The sequence below is a fragment of the Streptomyces sp. NPDC096311 genome (assembly GCF_044763085.1).
Classification (GTDB): Bacteria; Actinomycetota; Actinomycetes; order Streptomycetales; family Streptomycetaceae; genus Streptomyces.
In genome coordinates this window covers 69999-90479 of sequence record NZ_JBIWFN010000007.1, presented here as the reverse complement: position 1 = coordinate 90479, position 20481 = coordinate 69999, and the positions used below count along the sequence as shown (strand labels likewise).

The 20481-nt window shown below is 71.1% G+C and carries 18 protein-coding genes; 15 read left to right on the top strand and 3 right to left on the bottom strand.

Translation table 11 applies throughout. The features are described from left to right. Positions 1 to 430: 430 nt before the first annotated feature. Positions 431 to 1009, bottom strand: a complete 579-nt coding sequence (locus ACIRA5_RS19265; protein ID WP_403692113.1) for a TetR/AcrR family transcriptional regulator — start codon at positions 1007 to 1009, stop codon at positions 431 to 433. Positions 1010 to 1094: 85 nt separating this feature from the next. Between ACIRA5_RS19265 and ACIRA5_RS19260 the strand changes: the two genes are divergently transcribed. From ACIRA5_RS19260 to ACIRA5_RS19250, 3 genes are all read left to right on the top strand, one after another. Beyond that, positions 1095 to 1976 carry an SDR family oxidoreductase gene (locus ACIRA5_RS19260; protein ID WP_403692112.1) on the top strand — a complete coding sequence of 294 codons (882 nt, stop codon included), beginning with the start codon at positions 1095 to 1097 and terminating at the stop codon, positions 1974 to 1976. Positions 1977 to 2839: 863 nt separating this feature from the next. After that, positions 2840 to 3379 carry a hypothetical protein gene (locus ACIRA5_RS19255; protein WP_403692109.1) on the top strand — a complete coding sequence of 180 codons (540 nt, stop codon included), beginning with the start codon at positions 2840 to 2842 and terminating at the stop codon, positions 3377 to 3379. Positions 3380 to 3774: 395 nt separating this feature from the next. Then, positions 3775 to 4305, top strand: coding sequence for a helix-turn-helix domain-containing protein (locus ACIRA5_RS19250; RefSeq protein WP_403692106.1), 531 nt, complete (start codon positions 3775 to 3777; stop codon positions 4303 to 4305). A 119-nt stretch (positions 4306 to 4424) separates the two neighbouring features. Here the strand turns inward: ACIRA5_RS19250 and msrA are convergent, their stop codons facing one another. Continuing rightward, positions 4425 to 4937 (bottom strand): peptide-methionine (S)-S-oxide reductase MsrA, encoded by a 513-nt coding sequence (gene msrA / locus ACIRA5_RS19245; RefSeq protein WP_352047539.1) that lies wholly within the window; start codon positions 4935 to 4937, stop codon positions 4425 to 4427. 357 nt (positions 4938 to 5294) lie between these two features. Here msrA and ACIRA5_RS19240 point away from each other — a divergent pair, with 357 nt between their 5' ends. From ACIRA5_RS19240 to ACIRA5_RS19185, 12 genes are all read left to right on the top strand, one after another. Continuing rightward, a complete protein-coding gene (locus tag ACIRA5_RS19240; protein WP_403692104.1) occupies positions 5295 to 7406 on the top strand; it encodes a glycoside hydrolase family 27 protein in 2112 nt (703 codons plus the stop codon). Positions 7407 to 7607: 201 nt separating this feature from the next. Next, positions 7608 to 8900 carry an ABC transporter substrate-binding protein gene (locus ACIRA5_RS19235; RefSeq protein ID WP_403692101.1) on the top strand — a complete coding sequence of 431 codons (1293 nt, stop codon included), beginning with the start codon at positions 7608 to 7610 and terminating at the stop codon, positions 8898 to 8900. Positions 8901 to 8944: 44 nt separating this feature from the next. Then, complete coding sequence (locus ACIRA5_RS19230) at positions 8945 to 9802, top strand: carbohydrate ABC transporter permease (protein WP_403692099.1); 858 nt, start codon at positions 8945 to 8947, stop codon at positions 9800 to 9802. Further along, entirely contained in the window at positions 9799 to 10722 is a 924-nt protein-coding gene (locus tag ACIRA5_RS19225; RefSeq protein WP_403692096.1) for a carbohydrate ABC transporter permease, read from the top strand. Before ACIRA5_RS19230 ends, ACIRA5_RS19225 begins: the two co-directional genes overlap by 4 nt. Then, positions 10719 to 12830: an alpha-galactosidase gene (locus ACIRA5_RS19220; protein WP_403692095.1), complete on the top strand. Its 2112-nt coding sequence runs from the start codon at positions 10719 to 10721 to the stop codon at positions 12828 to 12830. The genes ACIRA5_RS19225 and ACIRA5_RS19220 overlap by 4 nt, the downstream gene beginning before the upstream one ends. Positions 12831 to 12906: 76 nt before the next feature. Then, complete coding sequence (locus ACIRA5_RS19215) at positions 12907 to 13665, top strand: SDR family NAD(P)-dependent oxidoreductase (protein ID WP_403692093.1); 759 nt, start codon at positions 12907 to 12909, stop codon at positions 13663 to 13665. Positions 13666 to 13714: 49 nt separating this feature from the next. Then, on the top strand, positions 13715 to 14476 hold the full coding sequence (locus ACIRA5_RS19210; RefSeq protein WP_403692091.1) for a FadR/GntR family transcriptional regulator: 762 nt from the start codon (positions 13715 to 13717) through the stop codon (positions 14474 to 14476). Then, positions 14473 to 15618, top strand: coding sequence for a galactonate dehydratase (gene dgoD, locus ACIRA5_RS19205; RefSeq protein WP_403692089.1), 1146 nt, complete (start codon positions 14473 to 14475; stop codon positions 15616 to 15618). Before ACIRA5_RS19210 ends, dgoD begins: the two co-directional genes overlap by 4 nt. Continuing rightward, on the top strand, positions 15612 to 16409 hold the full coding sequence (locus ACIRA5_RS19200; RefSeq protein ID WP_403692088.1) for a hypothetical protein: 798 nt from the start codon (positions 15612 to 15614) through the stop codon (positions 16407 to 16409). The genes dgoD and ACIRA5_RS19200 overlap by 7 nt, the downstream gene beginning before the upstream one ends. A 26-nt stretch (positions 16410 to 16435) precedes the next feature. Continuing rightward, on the top strand, positions 16436 to 17071 hold the full coding sequence (locus ACIRA5_RS19195) for a bifunctional 4-hydroxy-2-oxoglutarate aldolase/2-dehydro-3-deoxy-phosphogluconate aldolase (RefSeq protein WP_403692085.1): 636 nt from the start codon (positions 16436 to 16438) through the stop codon (positions 17069 to 17071). Continuing rightward, positions 17068 to 17973, top strand: a complete 906-nt coding sequence (locus ACIRA5_RS19190; protein WP_403692082.1) for an SMP-30/gluconolactonase/LRE family protein — start codon at positions 17068 to 17070, stop codon at positions 17971 to 17973. Before ACIRA5_RS19195 ends, ACIRA5_RS19190 begins: the two co-directional genes overlap by 4 nt. 10 nt (positions 17974 to 17983) lie before the next feature. Beyond that, positions 17984 to 18967, top strand: coding sequence for a sugar kinase (locus ACIRA5_RS19185; protein ID WP_403692079.1), 984 nt, complete (start codon positions 17984 to 17986; stop codon positions 18965 to 18967). Positions 18968 to 19100: 133 nt separating this feature from the next. Here ACIRA5_RS19185 and ACIRA5_RS19180 read toward each other — a convergent pair whose 3' ends face one another. Next, positions 19101 to 20477 (bottom strand): crotonase/enoyl-CoA hydratase family protein, encoded by a 1377-nt coding sequence (locus ACIRA5_RS19180; RefSeq protein ID WP_403692076.1) that lies wholly within the window; start codon positions 20475 to 20477, stop codon positions 19101 to 19103. Between the last annotated feature and the right edge of the window lie 4 nt (positions 20478 to 20481).

The following is a 20481-nucleotide window of genomic DNA, read 5'->3' as shown; positions in this document are numbered from 1 at the left end:
TCGCGTCGTCGACGCTGCCGATGAGTTCGGATTCCCGACGGCACTACGGAGGCCGCGCAGACCACAGAGACAGCGGACGGCTGAGCCGATCGGCGCCGCGGTCGAGTGGAACTCCCGCCCTCTTGCTGCGTTCGTGAATTGTTCGTGCGTCGGAGGCGCCGTCAAGGACGACTGACGGACGGTCTCCTCATCCCCCTGCTCGGCTTGTTCGCGTACTCCACGGGTTTCGTCGACGAGACACAAGGAAGCCGGTGGCCCGCCGAGTTGAGCCTGCCGCCATCGAAGCCGCGGCTGTCGGATCCGACGGTCCAGCCGCGAGGCGGCCCCCGCCGATCATGCCGACCCGGCCTCGGCGACGTACGACGGGCGTATTGGCCCTGTAGCGGCATTCCGACCGCAGTTCTGTGAACGACGGGTGAGGTTTGTACGGTCAGCCCAGCGCTGCGCTCGCCGCACGCAGCTCGTCCAGGGCCGCCAGGGTGTACTCGGCGAGCCCGTCCTTGGCGTCGCGGTCGCCCTCGGACCATTCGGCGTACCCCCGCTTGAACGCGAGGACGCCCAGCTCGCCCGCGAGAGCCGCGGTCGGATCGGGTACGCCGCGGGCGACCAGAGCGACCGTCATCGCGGCCGCGAGGCTGACGCTCTTGAGGGCGTCACGTTCTTGAAGTTCGGCGCTGGCGGCGACGGCCGCCTTCAGACGAGGGGCGAGCTCGCGATTCATGGGGCCCATCGCGCTCGATGCGCGCTCAAGACCGGCAGCGACCGCCTCGAGCGGGCTGGCAGCACCGGGCGCCTCGGCGATCCCCTCGGCCAGCAGCCGGCTCAGCGTCTCCTGTCCGGCCACCAGCAGCTCGCGCTTGTCGGGGAAGTGCCGGAAGAAGGTGCTTTTGGTGACTCCTGCGCGCTCGGCGATTTGCGCGATCGTCGTGGCGTCGTAGCCCTGCTCGGTGAACAGGTCGACGGCGGCCATGACGAGGCGTTCGCGTGCGCCTGGTTCCCATCGACCCATGGGGCCATCGTACGTGACGGGACTCTTGTCCCATCACCCTGCTATGGTGATGGGACAAGAGTCCCATCACTTGGGGGAGAGTTTCATGCGCGTCTTTGTCACTGGTGGCACCGGTCTGATCGGTTCCGCCGTCGTCGCCGAACTGCTCGGCAACGGCCACACCGTCCTCGCGCTCGCCCGCTCCGACGCGTCCGCGCTGGTCGCCGAGGAGGCCGGCGCCGAACCGCTCCGGGGAGGTCTCGCCGATCTGGACAGCCTTCGTGCCGGCGTTGCTCAGGCCGACGGGGTGATCCACTTGGCATTCGCCAACGACTTCAGCAGCCCCGACGCCCTTGCACGGGCGGTCGCCGAGGAAAGTGCCGCCCTCGCTGCCCTCGGCGAGGAACTCGTCGGCAGCGACCGCCCCTTCGTCACCGTCTCGGGTACGCCCTATGTGCCGGGCCGCGTCTCCACCGAGGCGGACCCGCTGCCGACCGACGGGCCGGTCGGTGGTCGCGGTCGCGCGGTCACGGCGGTCCTGGGCTTGGCTGCACGCGGAGTCCGGAGCACGGCCGTACGCATGCCGCGCACGGTTCACCACCAGGGCACGGGCGGGTTCGCCGGTCTGCTGACGGGCATCGCACGCCAGACCGGGGTGTCCGGCTACCCGGGCGACGGCGCACAGCGTTGGCCGGCCGTGCACGCACTCGACGCGGCAGTTCTCTTCCGGCTCGCCCTGGAACAGGCGCCGGCCGGTACCTCCTGGCACGCCGTGGCCGACGAAGGAGACAAGGTGAGGGACATTGCCACGGTCATCGGCCGACGGCTGGGCCTGTCCGTCGAGTCGGTCCCAGCGGAGACCTACGGTCCTCTCGGCCCGATCTTCGCGACCGACCAGCCCTCGTCCAGCACCCACACCCAGCAGGCACTCGGCTGGGAGCCGAAGCACCCGCGCCTCCTGGAGGACCTGGAGAACATCCAGCCCTGACCGGCGACCGGGGGAAGATCGGGCGGACCGCTGCCGACGTTCACGCCGGCAGCGGAGGGCCCTCACCTACGTCGGCTCTGTCCGCATCTCCGTGAATCCCCAGGTCAGCGGGGAGAACGGGGGATCGTTTCGCAGATGATCGGGTGATCGGGGTCCTGGAGCGCATGCGCGTGCACTGTCCGGCGGGCGGCCATTCGCACACCCGGCCGGACCATCTGAGCGGTGACACGGCGTACTCATCAGGCGGCGACCGCCGTTACCCGCGGCGTCGGCGGACCAAGCACAGGGCATGCCAAGACGGCCGTTGGATGTCTGAATCGCATGCGATGTATCGGACATGCCCTGCACTGCCTGGGAAATACCCAGGTCGCCGTCTCCTTAATTCACGCAGGTCGGCGCGGGCGCGCGGCGGTGGAGACCGGAAACTGGCGACGAACTCTACGGCGGTAAAAGGGTCGCCAAAGCCACAGCAACGGCGCTCCTCGCCCTCGACGCAGGTGTCGGCGCCTCTCCACATCAGCACTGCCGCAGTGGGGGCGAACTCCCGCCGATATTCGGCCAATGGCCAAAAGCAGGCAGGCCCGTAACTTCGCCCGTGATGTGACGTGCGCCACTCGACTCACCCGGGGGTGGGACTACGGGTAACTAGGCGGTCGGGCGATTGCCTGATTCTTCCCCTCGAGAGAGGAAGGTCCACGCGCATAGGGTCACAGCGGAACGACAGCATCCGTTTTCTCGCGGGAATCCACGTAGACAGCAGGAGGGGCGATCTGATTGGCTCGCGCTGCTGTTATTCGCTTCGCCCATACATGATTCTTGAGTTTCTTGGGCGGCAACTTGAATGATTTCCAGAGGGGGATCTCATGACCGTGCGAAGCAAGCACGCAGCAAGAATCATCTTTTCGGCGGCTGCAGCCAGCCTGGGCATACTCGGCCTGACTGCTCCGCAGGTCGCGGCAGCCGACCAGCCGGTTCCCAGCATTTCGGTCAAGGCCGACAAGAATGCCAGGGCAATTGCATCGGAGAATCCCGTCGCAGTCGTAGCAGCCGCAACTGTCTGTGGTACGGGATACAATCTCTACAAGGCGGAGCAGTTGCCCGACGCCTCGCGCCTGGGGACTCTCTTCGTCTATGTCAAGGGATCCAACCCCGCGAGTAATGACGCTCCCACGTGTGCCATCTTCGATAACAACACGAGTGGCGCGAAGTGGATGAAGCTCAAGCTCTGCTCGAACTACACGGCAGAGGGCTGTGCGAGCGACGAGGGCAACTTCAGCGAGTATGCAGGACCTGTCTACCGCGCCCACGGCGGTTGCGGCACGGTCACCGCACTGATGAAGAACAGCTCAAGCTCAAGCACATACCTCGTCAACGCCGTTCGAGACTCGACGAACTGCAACTAGACAACGCTGCACGAATCGCAAGCCCGGGATTCCATGCCGTCACACTGCATGGAATCCCGGGCGCACTGCTGATCTCGGCCGAGCTCTTCACCTTTAACCGGGGCCTTTGAGAGGCAACCGGAGGCTGCTGTATGAAGGTGATCGGGATAGGTAAGAGCACGCAGGCTTTGCGTGCAAATGCCGGATGAAACCCCGCCCCGGGCGGAGGGGCCCCGCCATGCCTTGACCAGGCACGGGAACGGCATCAACAGATAACCCGGCGCGGTTCCAGTGAAGGACGGCACAGTCGCCGCACTCGGCAGCTGCCCCCACTCGAAGCCTCGCTGAGGAACACGGTGGTCGCGGCGCCCTGCTCGATCGTCTTGCGGTAGGGCTCAGAGGTCCGCAGGCCTCCGGTGTGGCGCTGGGATCAGGGCAACCGGTGTGTCCCGGCGCTGCGCCGCGAGGAGGTCGCGTTCCTAGCGGGCATCAGCTCTGATTACTACAACCGCTTGGCGCAGGGCCACGACAGGAACCCCTCGGAGCAGGTCCTGCGCAGCATCGCCCGCGCCCTGCGGCTGGACGATGAGGCGACGACGTACCTCCTGGAGATCGCCACACGCAAGAGCCCGCGGCGCAAGCGGCCCCGCAGGCCGGAGCAGGTCAGTGACGGCCTGCGCACGCTGTGGGCCCGGCAGGACGTCAAGCACAATTCCACCGGCACCAGCCTGCTTCGTCACCCCGAGGCCGGCCCTCTGGGACTGCACTACGAAAACCTGCTGGTCCCGGGGACCGGCGGGCAGACGCTGGTCACCTACCACGCACAGCCGGGCAGCGCCTCCGAAGAACGCCTCCGTCTGCTCGCCAGCGTGCACGCCCCTGACCGCGTCGGCGGTACACGGCCGGCCGGCGACCAGAGCCGGACGCCAGGACGCGCCATGCCTTGACGTGCTTCCCGGGCGTCGGCGACCGGTCCGGTCGCCGACGCACTCGCCGTTCTTCCGCACGCTGGATGAGCTGGTTGCCGCCCCGCGCGGTCAGCCCTCCGCGTCAGTCCTCCGCGCGGTCAGCCGTCCGCGCGGGCGGGCAGCCGCCATCCCGGGCGCGGGAAGTGGCAGGTGTACCCATCGGGGTAACGCTCCAGGTAGTCCTGGTGCTCGGGCTCGGCCTCCCAGAAGGGGCCGACCGGCTCGACCTCGGTGACGACCTTGCCCGGCCACAGTCCGGAGGCGTCCACGTCCGCGATGGTGTCCTCGGCGATCCGCTTCTGCTCGTCGTCCACGTAGTAGATCGCCGAGCGGTAGCTGAGACCGATGTCGTTGCCCTGGCGGTTCTTGGTGCTCGGGTCGTGGATCTGGAAGAAGAACTCCAAGATCGTGCGGAAGTCGGTCTTCTCGGGGTCGAAGTGGATCTCGATGGCCTCCGCGTGGGTGCCGTGGTTACGGTACGTCGCGTTCGGCACGTCACCCCCGGTGTATCCGACCCGGGTCGCTGTCACGCCCGGGAGCCGGCGGATCAGGTCTTCCATCCCCCAGAAGCATCCGCCCGCCAGTACGGCCCTCTGCGTCTGCGCTGCCATTTTCGGCCCCTCCAATGTCTGTCGCCTCGGTCACTCGGGCTGCTCGGCTCGCACACCGGCGGCATCCCATGCCCTTGGCTTCATCAGCGCGTGAGGGTTCCAAACAATTCCGCGCCGGCCCGCCCCGCCGGTGATCAGCCGGGGCTGGGGCACCGCCGCAGCCTGCGGAAACCGTCCCGGGGCGGTGGCTACGTCACCGCGAGATCCCGTTTTTAAGTTAATTAGCAATTAATATTGACACGCTTGAGGGGCCTGGGCACAGTTTCCGCCGTGGCACCGGCGCCCAGGCACGATCGGAGCGGGGTGCCCCGTACCCCCAACTCTCGGGAGAATTCAGTGGCTTCGCATCGTGCAGGGATGGCGCGACCGCGGCGGACCGCGGTGGTGCTCGGTGCCGTGGTGCTGGTCGGGTCGGCGGTTCCGGCGGCACACGCCGCGGACGACCAGGGCGCGCCGCAGTACTACGACAGCGGTCTCGCCTCCACGCCGTACATGGGATGGAACACCTACTACGGGCTCGGCGCCCCGACGGAGGACCAGGTCAAGAAGGTCGCCGACCACCTCGTCAGCAGCGGGCTGCGCGACAGCGGTTACGACATCGTCTGGCTGGACGGCGGTTGGCAGGCGGACCAGCCGCGCGATCCGCAGACGGGCAGGCTCGTGGCCAACCCCACCCGCTTTCCGTCCGGCATCCCCGCGCTGGTGACGTACCTCCACAAGCGGGGCCTCAAGGTCGGCATCTACACCGACGCGGGTGAGTACGACGGCGGGAAGTGGTGTGGCCTGGGCAGCCGCGGTCACTACGAGCAGGACGCCCGCCAGTTCGCCGGATGGAAGGTCGACGCCATCAAGGTGGACTTCCTCTGCGGCATCGGCGCCGGGCTCGATCCGGGCCCCGCCTTCAAGGAGTTCAGCGACGCCGTCGCCAAGTCCGGGCGGAAAATGCTGCTCAATCTGTGCAACCCGCTCACCGACGACTGGGGCATGCCGCACACCCCGGAACAGGACGCGCACAACACCTTCGTCTACGGTCCGACGGCAGCCGACTCCTGGCGCACCGGCACAGACATCGCCTGGGGCACCCCGACGGCGGGGGAGTGGCCGAACATCCTGCGCAACATGGATGCCAACGCCTGGCACCCCGAGGCCCAGGGGCCCGGGCACTGGAACGACCCCGACTACCTCATCCCGATGCGCAAGCTCGCCGAGGGTGGCTACGAGCTGACGGAGGAGGAGTCCACCACCCAGTTCGTGATGTGGGCCGAGATGGCCTCGCCGCTCGTGCTCGGCAGTGACCCGCGCACCCTGGGGCAGTCGATGATCGACACCCTGCGCAACCCCGAGATCATCGCCGTCGACCAGGACCCGCTGGGCATCCAGGGTGCTCGTGTGGCGACGGACTCGGTCGGCGACGTCTACAGCAAGGTGCTGCAGGGCGCGGGCAAGCGGGCGGTCGTCCTGCTCAACCGTTCCGACCAGGCGCAGGACCGCACGGTGACCTTCGCGGACGCCGGCCTCGCGGGCAAGGTCGCGGTGCGTGACCTGCGGGCCCGTGCCTCGCGCGGCACCTTCACCGGCTCGTACACGGTGCGCGTCCCCGCGCACGGCACGGCCTTCCTCAAGCTGACCGGCACCGACGAGGCCCCCGGCACGCAGCTCCCCGGCGGCTCGTCGGCGAGCCCGGCCCTGGTGCGCGACGGCGACACGCTGACCGCCTTCACCCGCGGCACGGACGGCGCGCTGCGCGCGCAGACCGCGCGCGGTGGTGACTGGGCCACGTCCCGGACCACCGATCTGGGTGGCCCGACGCGCGGCCGCATCCTGGGCCAGCCCGCGGCGTACGCCTCGGCCGGGGGACGGATCGACGTCTTCGTGCGCGGCACCGACGACACCGCCTACCGGCGCGTGTACGCGGACGGGCACTGGGGGCGCTGGCAGAGTCTCGGCGGGACGCTGACGGACGCGCCGACCGCGGCCTTCGCGGGACCGGACGACTGGACCCTGTTCGGGCGCGGTGCGGACGGCAATGTGTGGTCGCGCGGCCCGGCCTCCGGCTGGACCTCGCTCGGCGCCCCACAGGGCCGGCCGTTCTACGGACGTCCGTCGGCCGTCGTCGACGACGCCGGACGGCTGCACGTGGCCGTGCGCACCCCCGATGACTCGGTGTGGTCGCGGACCCGCGACACCTCCGGCACCTGGTCGGACTGGACGGCCCTCGGCGGCACGACCAGTGGCAGCCCGACCTTGGTGGCCTCCGGAGGCACCGTCCACCTGTACGCGCGGGCCGGGGACTACACGCTCTGGACGCGCAGTTGGACCGCCGACGGCGGCTGGGCCGGCTGGAGCAAGGACACCGACTTCGCCAGCGGTGCCTTCGACGGCGCGCTCGGTGCCGTCGCCGGGCCGGACGGCGGCGTACTGGCCGCCTACCGCGGGGTGGACGGCCGCGTCCACCAGACCGAGCTCTGAGCTCCGCGCGCTCCAGAACACCCAGAGCCAACAGGTGTGCCTCCGGGTCTTGTTCGGCCTGGAGGCACACCCTCCGAGAAATAAATTAGTAATTAATCTTGACGGTCCCCGGACCCCTGCGACAGGCTGTGCCTGCCGCAGGCAGAGCCGGGCCGTCAGGGGGCCTCAGCTCCGTTCCGTGGGCACTTAGGGAGTGCATAGATGACCGCCTTCAACGCCAACCGCCGCAGATTCCTCGTAGGAGCCGGCGCAGTCGGTGCCGGCGCGCTGCTCAGCAGCTGCGTCACCCAGAGCCCGTCCGCCTCCGGAGGAAAGTCCGGCGGCCCGGTGACCCTGCAGTCCAACCTCTCCTCTCCGCAGGCCAAGACCGCGTTGCAGGCGATCGTCGCCGCCTTCGACAAGCGCGGCGACACCAGGGCGCAGCTCAACACCGTCGCGTCCGAGACCTTTCGCACCCAGCTGCCGACCTACCTCACATCGGCCAACCCGCCGGACGCCTACACCTGGTACCCCGGCTCCGTGGCCGAGTCGTACGCCAAGAAGGACCTGCTCCTCGGTCTCGACGACGTATGGGAGAAGCCCGAACTCGCGGGCTACTCCGACGCGCTGAAGAAGCTGTGCACCTCGGCCTCCAGCGGCAAGAAGGTCTTCGTGCCCACCAGCTACTACTGGTGGGGCATGTTCTACCGGAAGTCCCACTTCGCCAAGTGGGGCGTGAAGGAGCCCAAGACCTGGGACGAGTTCCTCGACCTGTGCGACAAGCTCAAGAGCAAGGGTGTCGCCCCGATCGGCCTCGGCGCGGGCGGCGACACCCCGTGGGTGGCCTCCGCCTGGTTCGACTACCTGGACATCCGTGTCAACGGCGCCAAGTACCACCGCGAACTCCTCGCGGGCAAGCACCGCTTCGACGACCCCGAGGTCCGCAAGGTCTTCGACACCTGGGACCAGGCCCGGCCGTACTTCGACCCCAACGGCACGGCGATCCCCTTCCAGGACGCCACCACCGCCCTCCTTCAGGGCCGCACCGGCATGATGCTCATCGGTACCTTCTTCGCCGACGCCGCCCCCAAGGACGCCCTGGGCGACCTGGACTTCTTCCAGTTCCCCATCATCGACCCGAAGGTTCCGGTCGCCGAAGAGGCGCCCACGGACGGCTACTTCGCCAGCGCCCGCACCAAGCGCGCCGACGGCGTCAAGGAACTGCTGCGCTACCTGGCCTCCGCCGAGGCGCAGGAGCTGTACCTCAAGAACTCCTCCGGCACCGCGCTGCCCACGCACCCGGACGCCAAGGACGCCGGCACGCCGCTCGTCCTCAAGGGCCGCAAACTCATCGAGAGCGCCACCGACGTGACGCAGTTCTTCAACCGGGACTCCAGCGACGCGCTCCAGCCGACCGCCGACACGGCGCTCGTGCACTACCTGGCCAAGCCCAAGGAGATCGGCTCCATCCTCACCACGTGGCAGCGCAGCGCACAGAAGATCTGGAGCCAGTGACAATGGCTTTGATCGGCTCCACACGACGGTCCAGGGCCACTCGGGTGCCCCCGGTGGTCCTGGCCTTCGTCCTCGTCCCGCTGCTCGTCGAGGCGTTCTGGGTCTTCTGGCCGGCCCTCCAGGGCTTTTACCTCTCCCTGACCTCATGGGACGGTCTGTCGGCCCCGAAGTTCGTCGGCCTCGGCAACTTCAGCGAGATGGTGCACGACGAGGTCTTCCGCACCGCGGCAGTCAACACGGTGCTGTGGCTGCTGCTCTTCGGTGGGCTGTCCGCCGCCCTCGGGCTCGGTGCCGCGCTGCTGCTCCAGCAGGAGCGGCGCGGCATCGGGTTCTACCGGGCGGCGCTCTTCCTGCCGGTGGTCTTCTCACTGGTCGCGACCGCGCTGGTGTGGCAGGCCATGTACCAGCCGGACGGCCTGATCAACAACGTGCTCGAAGCCATCGGTCTGGGTGGCTTGAAGCACGCCTGGCTCGCCGACCAGGACACCGCCTTCTACGCGGTGATCGTGCCCGCGCTGTGGCGCCAGGTCGGCTACGTGATGGTGCTGTACCTGGCCGGCCTCAAGGGCATCGACCCCGTGCTGTACGAGGCGGCGAAGGTCGACGGCGCCTCCCGCCTGCAGCAGTTCCGGCACATCACCCTGCCGCAGCTGCGCAGCGTCAACGCGGTCGTCCTGTCGGTGATCGTCATCGACTCGCTGCGCTCGTTCGACGTGGTGTGGGCGCTCACCCGCGGCGGCCCGTACCACTCCTCCGAACTGCTGAGCACCTACATGTACTCCACCGCGTTCCAGTCGCTGCGCCTGGGATACGGCTCCGCACTCGCCGTCGTCATCTTCGTGCTGGCCTTCGGCGTCATCGCGAGCTACCTCGTGCGCGCCTTCCGGGAGGCCGACTCATGACCGCCACCCACGCCACCACGGACCTCAAGGACGCCGAGGGCCCGGCGGGCCGGCCCGGCCCCGCCAAGGTCGCGGCGCCCCGCCGCTCCGCCCTGAGCGGCCGCGCCCTGCGCACCGCCGGCTTCCACCTCTGCGCGGGCCTGATCTCCGCGCTGTGGCTGCTGCCGATCGCCCTCGTCCTGGTCACCAGCACCCGGACGTTCGACGACATCGCCGCGCACGGCGTCGGCAGCTGGCCGCACTCGTTCACCTTCGACAGCTTCCGGCAGGCGTGGGTGGACGGCGGCCAACAGCGCGCCCTCATCAACAGCATGCTGGTCACCATCCCCACCGTGGCGCTCTCGCTCGGCCTCGCGTCCATGGCGGCCTTCGCGCTCAGCCGCTACGACCTGCCCTTCCGGCGCGTCCTGCTGCTGCTCATGCTCGGCGGCAACCTGCTGCCCCCGCAGATCCTGCTGATCCCGGTCTCCAAGCTCAGCGAAATGCTCGGCATCTACGACCAGTTGTACGCCCTCATCGGCGTGCAGGTCGGCTTCGGCGTCGGCTTCTACGTCTTCGTCCTGCACGGATTCATGCGGGCGATCCCCGGCGAGATCCAGCAGGCCGCCGTCATCGACGGCGCGAACCCGTGGCAGATCTACTGGCGGGTCATTCTGCCGCTGGCACGCCCGGCGCTGGCCGCGCTGACCGCCCTGTCGTTCACCTGGATCTTCAACGACCTGCTGTGGGCCATCACGGTGCTGCGCACCGACTCCCAGATGCCCATCACCGCCTCACTCATCGGGCTGCAGGGCCAGTACGTTTCCATGTGGAACGTGATCGCGGCCGGCTCGGTGATCGCCGCCGCCCCGACGGTGGCCGTCTTCCTCCGCTTCCAGCGCCACTTCGTGGCCGGACTGAACCTCGGAGCCGTCAAGTGACCATGCACGACCGGTGGCTGCTGCGCACCGACACCACCACCTACGCAGTCACCCTCGGCGGCGACGACCGCTGGGCCGAACTCGCCGCCTGGGGGCCGCACGGCGTCGAGGACGGGCCGTCGCCCATGGACTGGTCGCGGCGCACCCACTTCATCGTTCCCGCCGACGCCGCCCCGGCCGAGTACATCCCGTACGGGCTGCGGCCGTTCACCGGCGCCGACCTGGTCGCTTCCCGTCCCGGCGGCGACCGCGGCAGCTGGTGGCGATTCACCGGCGCCACGCAGGACGGCGACCGGGCGCTGCGCCTGGAGTTCGCCGACGACGTCCTCGGGCTGCGTACGACGCTCCGCTACGAGACGGTGCCCGGCACGGACGTCGTGCTGCGCTGGACGGAGCTGACCTGCACCGGCGAGACCGAGGTACGCCTGGAGCGCTTCGACTCCGCCGCCGTCAATGTGCCCGTCCAGGGCGGCGCGCGGCTGACGTACCTGGCCGGACAGTGGTCGCAGGAGTTCCAGCTGAAGCACGTGGAGCTGGAGCGCGGCCGCTTCGAGATGGAGAGCACCCAGGGCTCGGCCGGGCACGCGTACCACCCCTGGCTCGCGGTCCAGGACGCCGCCGCCCCCGCCGAGGGCGCCACCCCCACGTACGGCATCGCCCTGGAGTGGTCCGGCAACTGGCGGATCACCGCCGACACCGAGCCCGGCGGCGCCGTCCGCGTACGCGCCGGCCGCGTGCCCCACGAGGGCGCGGTCCGCCTCGCCCCTGGCGCCACCCTCGTCACACCCCGGCTGGCCTGCGCCTTCAGCCCGGACGGGCTCGACGGACTGGCCCGCGTGTGGCACCGCTACGAGCGGCACCTCACCGGCGACCGGATCCACCGGCGGCGCAGGGTCCTCTACAACTCGTGGGAGGCGACCGGCTTCGACGTCGACGCCGCCGGGCAGCTGGAGCTCGCGAGGACGGCCGCGGACATGGGCGCCGAACTCTTCGTCGTCGACGACGGCTGGTTCACCGGACGCGCCGACGACACCGGCGGTCTCGGCGACTGGGACCCGGACCCGGCCGAATTCCCCGGCGGGTTCGACCGGTTCGTCGAGGACGTCCGCGCCCTCGGCATGGACTTCGGCCTCTGGGTGGAGCCCGAGGGCATCAGCCCCCGCTCCAGGCTCTATGCCGAGCACCCCGAGTGGGTGTACCGGATCGAGGGCCGGCCCGCGACGCTCGTACGCAACCAGCTCCTGCTCGACCTCGGCCGCGAGGACGTCCAGGACTTCGTCATCGGCACGCTCGATCGGCTGCTCGGCTCGTACGCCATCAGCTACCTCAAGTGGGACATGAACCGGCCGCCCACCGAGCGCGGCCGCCCCGGCCACCCGGCTGGTCCCGACCCCGAGCTCCAGGACCTCGACGCCGCTCACGTCGTCGGCTACCTGCGCGTTTTGGACCACCTGCGCACCGCCCACCCGCACGTCACCGTCGAGGGCTGCGCAGGCGGTGGCGCCCGCGTCGAGCACGCCACCCTCGCCCGCACCGACGTGATGTGGCCCAGCGACAACACCGGGCCCATGGACCGGCTGCGCATCCAGTACGGCTACCTCCACGCGCACGCCCCGCACACCATGAGCTCCTGGGTCACCGACGCCCCCGGCGTCTTCGACCCGCGCCCCCGCTCCCTCGCCTTCCGGTTCGTCAACTCCATCGCCGGAGTCCTGGGCATCGGCGCCGACATACGCCACTGGACGCCGCAGCAGCGCACCGAGGCCACCGAGTGGATCGCCCGCTACAAGGAAGTCCGCGACATCGTCCACCACGGCGAGGTGAGCCTGCTCGGCAGCCCCGCCGACCCGACCTGCGGCATCCAGTACGAGGAACCCGGCGGCGCCCGCCTTGTGGTGACGGCCTGGAACACCGGCCGGCTCGACGGCGCGCCCCTGGTGCCCGGCCGGGCCGCCCGGCTCCGACTGCGCGGCCTGAGAACGGACGCCGGCTACACCGACACCGCGACCGGCACCCGCTACAGCGGGGCGTACCTGCTCCACTCGGGGCTGCCGTTCGCCTGGACCGCCGGACACGACGCGGAGCTGACCGTGCTGGCCCGGCAGTGACGACAACGGAAGAATTCGCCCCGCCTCTCGAACATCTGCACCCCACCGCCCTCTCGAACAGGAGACGACCCGCCTCATGAACCCAGCGGCCCGCTTCACCAACCGCGTCGCCGTCGTCACTGGCGCCGCGTCGGGCATCGGCGCGGCCACCGCGGCACGCCTCGCCGCGGAGGGCGCGGCCGTCGTCCTGGTCGACATCGCCGCCGAACGCGGCGAGGAAGCCGCCGAGCGGCTGCGCAAGGACGGAGCCCGGGCCCTCTTCGTCGCCGCCGACGTCGCGAGCGAGGACGACTGGCAGCGGGTGATCACCGCCGCCCACCGCTTCGGGCCCGTGGGCGTCCTGGTCAGCAACGCGTACACGGTGGCGGTCGCACCGGCCCACGAGACCAGCCTCGCCTCCTGGGAACGGCAGCTCTCGGTCAACCTCACCGGCGCCTTCCTCGGCGTCAGGGCGACACTGCCCGATCTGCGCGAGCACCAGGGGGCCGTGGTGCTCATCTCCTCCGTCCACGCCCACCGGGGGATCCCCGGCCACCCGGCGTACGCGGCGAGCAAGGGAGCGCTGCTGTCGCTGTGCGGTCAGCTCGCCGTCGAGTACGGCCCCGGGGTACGGGTCAACGCCGTACTGCCGGGACCGATCCTGACCGCCGCCTGGGACCGGGTCCCGCAGGCCGAGCGCGAGCTCAGCGTCGCCGAGACCGCGGCCCACCGCTTCGGCACCCCCGAGGAGGTCGCCGCCGCCGTCGCCTTCCTCGCCGCCGACGAGGCCTCCTACATCACCGGATCGAGCCTGCTCGTGGACGGCGGCTGGAGCGTCAGCAAGGCCTCCGCGTGACGGGACCGACCGCTCCAGCCACCGACCGACCAGCAAGAAAGGCAAACACATGACGCCATACGCGCGCCGCGGAGTGCACGGCCAGACCGTGGAGACCCTCGCCCGCCGGGTGCTCAGCGGCGAGATCCCCGAGGGAGCGACGCTCGACATGGCGGCCCTGCAGAGCGAACTGGACGTCAGCCTGACCGCCCTGCGCGAATCCCTCAAGGTGCTCGCGGCCAAGGGCATGGTCGACGCCCGGCAGAAGCGCGGCACGTTCGTGCGGCCCCGCTCCGACTGGAACCTGCTCGACGCCGACGTGCTGCGCTGGCAGTTCTCCGAGAGCAGCGGCACCGGCGCCGACCCCGCGCTGCTCCGCAACCTCGGCGAGGTCCGCGGCATCATCGAACCCGCCGCCGTGCGGCTGGCCGCGGCCCGCCGCACCGACGCCGACCTCGAAGCACTGGAGGCGGCACTGACCGCGATGGGCCAGGAGGGCGGCGCGAGCGACGCCGTCGAGGCCGACCTCGCCTTCCACCGGGCGCTGCTCGCGGCCACCCACAACGAACTGCTGGAACGCATGGAGATGGTCATCGAGTCCGGCCTGGCCCAGCGCGATCGGCTCGTGCACAGCGCCCCCCACAGCGAGGACCCGGTCCCCAGCCACCGCGCCGTCCTCGACGCCGTGCGCGACCGGGACCCCGACGGCGCGGAACACGCCATGCGCGCCCTGCTCGACCAGGCGACGCGCGACCTCGACAAACTCAGCGGTCCGTCCGCGCCCGAGGGCGCGGACGGCTCCACCCACGAGAAGGACGGCCAGGCACAGTGAAGATCGCGCGCGTCGAGACCTTTCTCGTCCCGCCCCGGTGGCTGTTCTGCCGCATCGAGACCGACGACGGCGTCGTCGGCTGGGGCGAGCCGGTGGTGGAGGGCCGGGCCGAGGTGGTCCGGTCGGCCGTCGAGGTGCTGGCGGAGTACCTGGTGGGCCAGGACCCGCTGCGCATCCAGGACCACTGGCAGGTGCTGAGCAAGGGCGGCTTCTACCGGGGCGGCCCGGTCCTCTCCAGCGCCGTCGCCGGCATCGACCAGGCCCTGTGGGACATCGCGGGCCGCGCCCTCGGGGTGCCGGTGCACACCCTGCTCGGCGGCCCGGTCCGCGACACCGTCCGGGTGTACGCCTGGGTCGGCGGCGACGAACCCGCGCGGCTCAAGGAGGAGGTCACCGCCCAGGTGGAGGCGGGCTTCACCGCCGTCAAGATGAACGCCGCCGGGCGCACCCCGCCGATCGGCAGCCCCGCCGAGACGGCTGCCGTCGTCGAGCGCGTGGCGGCCGCACGCGAGGCCCTCGGCCCGCACCGCGACGTCGCCGTCGACTTCCACGGCCGCTTCAGCGCCGCCAACGCGCGCCGCGTACTCCACGAGATGGCCCCGCTGCACCCGCTGTTCGTCGAGGAACCCGTTCTGCCCGAGCAGGCACACCTGCTGCCCGGGCTGGTCGCCGCCTCGTCCGTGCCGCTGGCCACCGGCGAACGGCTCTACGGGCGGGTCGACTTCCTCCCTGTGCTGACCGCGGGCGTCGCCGTGGCCCAGCCGGACCTGTCGCACGCCGGAGGGATATCGGAGGTCACCCGGATCGCCTCGCTCGCCGAGACCTTCGGGGCCCACCTGGCGCCGCACTGCCCGCTCGGTCCCATCGCGCTGGCCGCCAGCCTCCAGGTCGCCTTCGCCACGCCGAACTTCCTGATCCAGGAGCAGAGCCGGGGCATTCACTACAACAAGGACGCCGACCTGCTGTCCTACCTGGTCGACATCGAGCCCTTCCGCTTCGTCGACGGCCAGGCGCACCGCACCGGACTGCCTGGACTCGGCATCGCCGTCGACGAGGACGCGGTCCGCGCCGCCGACCGGTCCGGCCACGCCTGGCGTAACCCCGTCTGGCGGCACGTCGACGGCTCCTTCGCCGAATGGTGAGCGCCGCGCGGTTGCCCGTCCGCGTCGCCACCGACCCGGACCACGGCGGACGCTGGACGTCACTGACCGCCGGTGGCCGCGAGTGGCTGTGGCACCGCGACGAGCCCCGCCGCCGCGTGGTCCGGCCCGGTGACCCTTTTGCCGACGCCGGCGGCCTGGAGGAGTGCGTGCCCACCGTGCGCGGGCTGCCCGATCACGGGGACGCCTGGTCGCGGCCCTGGCGGAGGGCGGGGGAGGAGGACGTCGCGGAGTGCCCCGACTTCCGCCTGACCCGGCGCATCGGCGAGCGAGGGGACGCGGCCGTCGCCGATTACACGCTCGCCGCCGAGCCCGGCTACCGCTTCGTGTGGGCCGCCCACGCCCTGCTCGACCTCTCCCCGGCCGCCCGGATCGGCGTCGTCGCACCGGCGGTGACGCGGCTCTACCCGGACGAGGGCGACCGCTGGGTCGCCGGCAACTGGCCCAGCGTCGACGGCGTACCGCTGGACCGGCTCGGCCCGGACGACGGGAGCGCCGTGGGAGCGGTCGTCCTCACCTCCCGGGTGTCCGTGCACGACGGCGCCGACACGCTGCACCTGTCCGTCGAGGCCGCCGGGCAGCCCGTCGCCGTCGCCCTCTGGCGCAACCTCGGCGGCTTCCCCCAGGGCGCGCCGTACCGCTCGATCGGCGTCGAGCCGATGCTCGGCCGCGTCTTCGACCGCGCCGAGGCGGACGACGGCGACACCGCCACAGTGCCGCCGGCCGGTGAGGTCACCTGGCGGCTCACCGTCACCGCGACCCGCCGCACCTGAACCACCGTCACCAGAAGGGATCTCGGATGAACCTGCTCGCCGCGCTGCGCGCCCACCGGCTGCTCGCCATCGTCCGCGGCAGCGACCCGGACGCCGCGCTGACCACCGTACTCACCCTCGCCGAGGAGGGCGTCACCCTCATCGAGGTCTCCCTCTCCGGGCGCGACGCGCTCGACGTCATTGCGAGGGCCCGTACCGCACTCGGCCCCGACGCGACGCTCGGCGCCGGAACCGTGCTCAGCTCCGACGACGCCCGGGCCGCCCAGAAGGCCGGCGCCGCCTTCCTCGTCACCCCGGGGGTCAGCGACGGCATCGCCACCGGGCGGGAACTCGAACTCCCCGTGCTCGCAGGCGTGATGACGCCCACCGACATCCTCCAGGCACAGCGGCTCGGCGCCGACGCCCTCAAGCTCTTCCCGGCAGGCAGCGCCGGGGGCCCCGGCTATCTGCGAGACCTGCGCGGACCCTTCCCGGACCTGCCCTTCGTACCCGTCGGGGGAGTGGACGCGGCGGCAGCCGCCGACTACCTGCGCGAGGGAGCCATCGCCGTCGGCGTCGGATCGCCCCTGATCGGCGACGCCGCCGAGGGCGGCGACCGCACCGCCCTGCGTGAGCGTGCCCGCGCCTTCCTGGACGTCGTCCGCGCGGACACCCGCCCGTGACCGCCCCGGCGGTCCTGGGGACCGACCGCCTCGAACTGGGCGAGGGCATCCGCTGGACGGACGGCCGCGCCGTGCTGACCGACATCCTCACCGGCCGACTGCTCGCGGTGCCCGACGGACCCGACGCGCCGCTCGCCCCGATCACCCGACTGCCCTGCCCGCTGGGCGCCGTGGCACCGGTGGAGGGGCGCCCCGGCCACTGGATCGCGGCGGCGGGCCCCGGCATCTGCCGCATCGACCCCGCGGGCCGCGTCGACTGGATCGCGCGCCCCGAAGACGGCGCACCCGTGCCGATGCGGATGAACGACGGCGTCGCCGACCCGCACGGCCGCTTCTGGGCGGGCAGCATGGCGTACGAGGCCACCCAGGACGCGGGCTCCCTCTACCGCGTCGACCGCGACGGCCGCGTCACCCGCGTCCTGCGGGACGTCACGATCCCCAACGGCCCGGCCTTCAGCGCCGACGGCACCGTCATGTACCTCGCCGACAGCGCCCGGGGCGTCATCCGCCGCTATCCGGTCGACCCCGTGACCGGTGACCTGGACACCCCCGAACACTTCGTCACCCTCGGCTCCGGCAGCCCCGACGGCATGACCACCGACATCGACGGCTGCCTGTGGACCGCCGTCTGGGGCACCGGGCAGGTCCACCGCTACCGCCCCGACGGGGGCCTCGACCGGATCGTCGACCTGCCCGCCGGGCAGCCCGCGGGACTCTGCCTCGGTGGCCCCGACGGCCGTACGCTCCTCGTCACCAGCGCGCACATCGGCCTGTCCGTCCCGGGACCTCTCGACGGCGCCGTCTTCGCGCTCCGGGTCGACGTTCCCGGCGCCCCGGCCGCCCCGTACCGTCCGGCGGTCCCCTCCGTTTCGGCTCCGGCGGACCGCGCCGGCACTCTCTAGGAAGCCCACCATGAGTACCCACCGGCCACTGCGCCCCGGCCCCGTGGTCTGCGTCGGCGAGACCATGGCCGCCCTCGCCCCCGACCCCCTCGGGCCGTTGGACGGCGCCGACCTGCTGCGCGTCGACATCGCGGGCGCCGAGTCGAACGTCGCCCTCTACCTCGCCGACCACGGCATTCCCGCCCGCTGGGTCTCCGCGGTCGGCGACGACCCCTTCGGCCGCCGCGTCCGCGCCCGGATCGCCGAGGGCGGCGTCGACGTGAGCGGCGTGCGCATCGACCCGCAGCGGCCCACCGGACTGCTGCTCAAGGACCCGGGCCCGCGCGGGCACGGCACCCGCGTCCACTACCACCGCGCCGGATCAGCCGCCTCGGCCCTCACCCCCGACGTGCTCGACGATCCGGCGGTGGCGGGCGCCGCACTCGTCCACCTCAGCGGCATCACCCCCGCCCTGTCGCCCGGCTGCCGCGCCCTCGTCGAACGCGCGCTGCGCCCCGACCGCCCGTGGCCCGTCAGCTTCGACGTCAACCATCGCCCCGCGCTGTGGGACGGCCGCTCCGCCGCCGACGTGCTGCGGCGGCTCGCAGACCGGGCCGACATCGTGCTCGTCGGCCTCGACGAGGCCCAGGCCCTGTGGGGGGACGGGATCACCGACGCCGAACGGGTCCGTGAACTCCTGTCCGGCCCGCACGTGCTCGTCGTGAAGGACGGGGACCGCGCCGCCACCGCCTTCGTGGGGACCGCTGCCCACAGCGTGCCTGCCCTGACCGTGCGCGTCGCCGAGCCGGTCGGCGCCGGTGACGCCTTCGCCGCCGGATTCCTCAGCGGCCTGCTGCGGCAGCTGCCCGTGGACCGCGCCCTGCGGCTGGGCCATCTCACCGCGGCCTCGGCCCTGAGGGTCGCCGCCGACCACGGCCCGCTGCCGGGCCCCGCCCTCGTCGCGGCGCTCCTGGACGCCGACGAGGAGACCTGGCGGGTCGCCGTGATCGACTGATTCCTCCGGACAGGACCATCCGGGGTGCTACCTCGGCTCGAACGCTCCTTCGTGTCAGCCCCCCCATGAAATGCACCCGTGATGCCGCCACTGGCGACGGAAGCGCGCAGCTTCTCCGCCGCCGGGGCTGGTGTCAGCGGCCCTGCCAGTGCGGTGAGCGCCTCTCGGCGAAGGCGTGGGCGCCCTCCTGCGCGTCGTGGGACGCCAGAACCGGTGCGACGATCCGGTCCTGCTCGGCAAACGCGTCGTCGTCGCTGAACGCTCGCCGCTCGTTGACGACGCGTTTGATGGCGGCCACGGCCAGAGGCGCGTTGTGCGCGATGCTGGCGGCCAGTTCCAGGGCCCGCTGCAGGGCCTGGCCCGGTTCTGTGAGGTGGTTGACCAGGCCCAACCGCTCTGCGCGTTCGGCGGGCAGAGGCTCGCCGGTCAGCAGTAGCTCCAGGGCGATGTTGCGCGGGATGCGCTCGGGCAGGCGAACCATGCCCCCTTCGGGTGGCACGATGCCGTAGTGGACCTCGGTCTGACCGAAAGTGGCGTTCCGCGCGGCCACGATCATGTCGCAGGCGAGCGCCATCTCCGTACCGCCGCCCAGCGCGTAGCCCTCGACGGCGGCGATGAGCGGGGTCTTGATCCGGGCGCGGGTGATGCCGGCGAAGCCCCGTCCCTCGACGATGGGCTTGTCTCCGGCCGCGAAGGCCTTGAGGTCCATACCGGCGCTGAAGACGCCGCCGGCCCCGGTGAGGATACCGACCAGGAGGTCGTCACGGGACTCCAGGTGATCGACGGCAGCCGCCAGGGCCCTGGCGGTGGCGCCGTCGATGGCGTTGCGAGCCTTGGGCCGGTCGATCGTGATCACAAAGATGCCGTCGGTCTCCTCAGTTCGTACGGTCGGTGTGTCGTTGGCCGTAGTCATGATGGTGTTTCCCTTCTTCCGTCGCGTCGCTGAGTCGCGGCTCCAGCCGACGGCTTCGGCTTTGCGCAGGTCCTCGATTCCGGCGGCGCCGAAGCCGAGGTCGCGGAGCACGGACTCGGTGTGTTCGCCCTGATCGGGGGCCGGGCCCGGACGGACCTTCTGTTCCTGGTCCAGTCGGACGGGGCTGTCGACGCTCAGGTGCGGGTCGTCGTCGCCGTCGTCGATCGGCACGAACACCCGGTTGGCGAGGAGGTGGGGGTTCTGGGCGCACTCTTCGAGCGTCTGGACGACCCCGTACGTGAAGCCCGCGGCGTCGAGCGGCTCGCGACACTCGGCCAGGGAGCGAGTCGCGAATGTCCTGTCCAACAGGGTAGCGATCTCGGGGGCGGGGGCGCGACGGCTCGGGGTGTCGGCGTAGTGCGGGTTCTCCGCTGCCTGGGGATGACCGATGGCCTTGAGGAAGAGCGGGACCTGCTTGTCCTCGTTGACGAAGACGAGGACGATCCAGCGGTCGTCGCACCGATGTCGTCCGTATGGTCCAAGTCGGTTGGTAGATGGTGGTGTAGATCTGCCGGTCGGCAACGTCGACGCGTGCACCGAG

What these genes read in the sequence shown, in the direction of transcription:
- ACIRA5_RS19265 (WP_403692113.1), bottom strand. Translation starts at nt 1,009, where the DNA reads ATGGGTCGATGGGAACCAGGCGCACGCGAACGCCTCGTCATGGCCGCC.
- ACIRA5_RS19260 (WP_403692112.1), top strand. Translation starts at nt 1,095, where the DNA reads ATGCGCGTCTTTGTCACTGGTGGCACCGGTCTGATCGGTTCCGCCGTC.
- ACIRA5_RS19255 (WP_403692109.1), top strand. Translation starts at nt 2,840, where the DNA reads ATGACCGTGCGAAGCAAGCACGCAGCAAGAATCATCTTTTCGGCGGCT.
- msrA (WP_352047539.1), bottom strand. Translation starts at nt 4,937, where the DNA reads ATGGCAGCGCAGACGCAGAGGGCCGTACTGGCGGGCGGATGCTTCTGG.
- ACIRA5_RS19240 (WP_403692104.1), top strand. Translation starts at nt 5,295, where the DNA reads ATGGCGCGACCGCGGCGGACCGCGGTGGTGCTCGGTGCCGTGGTGCTG.
- ACIRA5_RS19235 (WP_403692101.1), top strand. Translation starts at nt 7,608, where the DNA reads ATGACCGCCTTCAACGCCAACCGCCGCAGATTCCTCGTAGGAGCCGGC.
- ACIRA5_RS19225 (WP_403692096.1), top strand. Translation starts at nt 9,799, where the DNA reads ATGACCGCCACCCACGCCACCACGGACCTCAAGGACGCCGAGGGCCCG.
- ACIRA5_RS19215 (WP_403692093.1), top strand. Translation starts at nt 12,907, where the DNA reads ATGAACCCAGCGGCCCGCTTCACCAACCGCGTCGCCGTCGTCACTGGC.
- ACIRA5_RS19210 (WP_403692091.1), top strand. Translation starts at nt 13,715, where the DNA reads ATGACGCCATACGCGCGCCGCGGAGTGCACGGCCAGACCGTGGAGACC.
- ACIRA5_RS19200 (WP_403692088.1), top strand. Translation starts at nt 15,612, where the DNA reads ATGGTGAGCGCCGCGCGGTTGCCCGTCCGCGTCGCCACCGACCCGGAC.
- ACIRA5_RS19195 (WP_403692085.1), top strand. Translation starts at nt 16,436, where the DNA reads ATGAACCTGCTCGCCGCGCTGCGCGCCCACCGGCTGCTCGCCATCGTC.
- ACIRA5_RS19185 (WP_403692079.1), top strand. Translation starts at nt 17,984, where the DNA reads ATGAGTACCCACCGGCCACTGCGCCCCGGCCCCGTGGTCTGCGTCGGC.